We start from the raw sequence: 3,240 nt of genomic DNA, 5'->3' as shown, positions 1-3,240 counted from the left end.
AACGACTGTTTGGGGTTGTATAGTCAAGTAATTAAGTGCATGTGGTGGATGCCTTGGCAGTCAGAGGCGATGAAAGACGTAATAGCCTGCGATAAGCTCCGGGGAGGCGGCAAATATCCTGTGATCCGGAGATTTCTGAATGGGGAAACCCACCCGCTATAAGGCGGGTATCATAAACTGAATACATAGGTTTATGAGGCGAACGAGGGGAAGTGAAACATCTCAGTACCCTTAGGAAAAGAAATCAATTGAGATTCCCTCAGTAGCGGCGAGCGAACGGGGAAAAGCCCATTAAGTTATCTAAGCTTTAGTGGAACGCTCTGGGAAGTGCGACCATAGTAGGTGATAGTCCTGTACGCGAAAGGGCTTAGATAATGATGTCGAGTAGGGCGAGGCACGTGAAACCTTGTCTGAATATGGGGGGACCATCCTCCAAGGCTAAATACTCCTGACTGACCGATAGTGAACCAGTACCGTGAGGGAAAGGCGAAAAGAACCCCTGTGAGGGGAGTGAAATAGATCCTGAAACCGCATGCATACAAGCAGTGGGAGCCAACTTGTTTGGTGACTGCGTACCTTTTGTATAATGGGTCAGCGACTTACATTCAGTAGCAAGGTTAACCGATTAGGGGAGCCGTAGAGAAATCGAGTCTTAATAGGGCGTTTAGTTGCTGGGTGTAGACCCGAAACCGGGTGATCTATCCATGAGCAGGTTGAAGGTTGGGTAACACTAACTGGAGGACCGAACCCACTGTCGTTGAAAAGCCAGGGGATGACTTGTGGATAGGGGTGAAAGGCTAATCAAACTCGGTGATAGCTGGTTCTCCCCGAAAGCTATTTAGGTAGCGCCTCGGACGAATACCATTGGGGGTAGAGCACTGTTTCGGCTAGGGGGTCATCCCGACTTACCAAACCGATGCAAACTCCGAATACCAATGAGTACTATCCGGGAGACAGACTGCGGGTGCTAACGTCCGTAGTCAAGAGGAAAACAATCCAGACCGCCAGCTAAGGCCCCTAAATTATAGTTAAGTGGGAAACGATGTGGGAAGGCATAGACAGCTAGGAGGTTGGCTTAGAAGCAGCCACCCTTTAAAGAAAGCGTAATAGCTCACTAGTCGAGTCGGCCTGCGCGGAAGATGTAACGGGGCTAAAACTATATGCCGAAGCTGCGGATTTACACATTAGTGTAAGTGGTAGGGGAGCGTTCTGTAAGCCGATGAAGGTGGATTGAGAAGTCTGCTGGAGGTATCAGAAGTGCGAATGCTGACGTGAGTAACGACAAAACGGGTGAAAAACCCGTTCGCTGAAAGACCAAGGGTTCCAGTCCAACGTTAATCGGGGCTGGGTGAGTCGACCCCTAAGGCGAGGCCGAGAGGCGTAGTCGATGGGAAATTGGTTAATATTCCAATACTTCAGTGTAATGCGATGAGAGGACGGAGAAGGTTAAGTCAGCCTGGCGTTGGTTGTCCAGGTGAAAGGAAGTAGGCATGTATCTTAGGCAAATCCGGGGTACTCTATGCTGAGATCTGACAGCAAGCTGTACTTGTACAGTGAAGTGGCTGATACCATACTTCCAGGAAAAGTCTCTAAGCTTCAGTTACACTGGAATCGTACCCGAAACCGACACAGGTGGTCAGGTCGAGTAGACCAAAGCGCTTGAGAGAACTCTGCTGAAGGAACTAGGCAAAATGGTACCGTAACTTCGGGAGAAGGTACGCTGCTTTTGGTGATGGAACTTGCTTCCTGAGCTGAGAGCAGCCACAGAAACCAGGCCCCTGCAACTGTTTATTAAAAACATAGCACTCTGCAAACACGAAAGTGGACGTATAGGGTGTGATGCCTGCCCGGTGCTGGAAGGTTAATTGATGGGGTTAGCGTAAGCGAAGCTCTTGATCGAAGCCCCAGTAAACGGCGGCCGTAACTATAACGGTCCTAAGGTAGCGAAATTCCTTGTCGGGTAAGTTCCGACCTGCACGAATGGCATAATGATGGGGGCGCTGTCTCCAGCAGAGGCTCAGTGAAATCGAAATCGCCGTGAAGATGCGGTGTACCCGCGGCTAGACGGAAAGACCCCGTGAACCTTTACTGCAGCTTGACATTGAACTTTGATCTTACTTGTGTAGGATAGGTGGGAGGCTTTGAAACCGAGACGCTAGTTTCGGTGGAGCCAATCTTGAAATACCACCCTGGTAATATTGAGGTTCTAACTCTGTCCCGTTATCCGGGACGAGGACCATGTCTGGTGGGTAGTTTGACTGGGGCGGTCTCCTCCTAAAGAGTAACGGAGGAGTACGAAGGTGCGCTCAGCGTGGTCGGAAATCACGCGTAGAGTATAAAGGCAAAAGCGCGCTTAACTGCGAGACCCACAAGTCGAGCAGGTACGAAAGTAGGTCTTAGTGATCCGGTGGTTCTGTATGGAAGGGCCATCGCTCAACGGATAAAAGGTACTCTGGGGATAACAGGCTGATACCGCCCAAGAGTTCATATCGACGGCGGTGTTTGGCACCTCGATGTCGGCTCATCTCATCCTGGGGCTGAAGCAGGTCCCAAGGGTATGGCTGTTCGCCATTTAAAGAGGTACGCGAGCTGGGTTTAGAACGTCGTGAGACAGTTCGGTCCCTATCTACCGTGGGCGCTGGAAATTTGAGAGGATCTGCTCCTAGTACGAGAGGACCAGAGTGGACGAACCTCTGGTGTACCGGTTGTGACGCCAGTCGCATCGCCGGGTAGCTATGTTCGGAAGGGATAACCGCTGAAAGCATCTAAGCGGGAAGCCTACCTCAAGATAAGATTTCCCTTGGACTTTATGTCCACTAAAGAGCCGTTGAAGACTACGACGTTGATAGGTTGGATGTGGAAGTGCGGTGACGCATGAAGCTGACCAATACTAATTGCTCGTGAGGCTTGACTATACAACACCCAAACAGTTGTTGTATCAAGCATCAATTGATTCGATATTAAGCAAAATAACTTGATTTAGTTAACGCTTAAGAACAAAATACGAAACTCAGATATGATCTGTTAATAACTCATTTGGTAGAAAACTTAGCACGAAGAGCACTGCTCTGAGATTAGACTAAGCAAGTATCCATAACAGTTGTGCTGGCGACAATAGCAAGAGTGAACCACCTGATCCCTTCCCGAACTCAGAAGTGAAACCTCTTAGCGCTGATGGTAGTGTGGGGTTACCCATGTGAGAGTAAGTCATCGCCAGCTCATTATTCGAAACACCCCCTG

2 rRNA genes are annotated in these 3,240 nt (G+C 49.5%); both read left to right on the top strand.

Annotated elements, in window-relative coordinates:
• Window positions 1–21 precede the first annotated feature (21 nt).
• Window positions 22–2,915: ribosomal RNA gene (locus FTV04_RS16330) — 23S ribosomal RNA — on the top strand.
• Window positions 2,916–3,104: 189 nt separating this feature from the next.
• Window positions 3,105–3,219 (top strand): 5S ribosomal RNA (gene rrf / locus FTV04_RS16325).
• Window positions 3,220–3,240 lie beyond the last annotated feature (21 nt).

Source organism: Acinetobacter sp. YH12219 (genome assembly GCF_013417875.1).
Classification (GTDB): Bacteria; Pseudomonadota; Gammaproteobacteria; order Pseudomonadales; family Moraxellaceae; genus Acinetobacter; species Acinetobacter amyesii.
The sequence above is the reverse complement of the archived record's forward strand: the minus strand, read 5'-3'. Positions and strand labels throughout refer to the sequence as shown.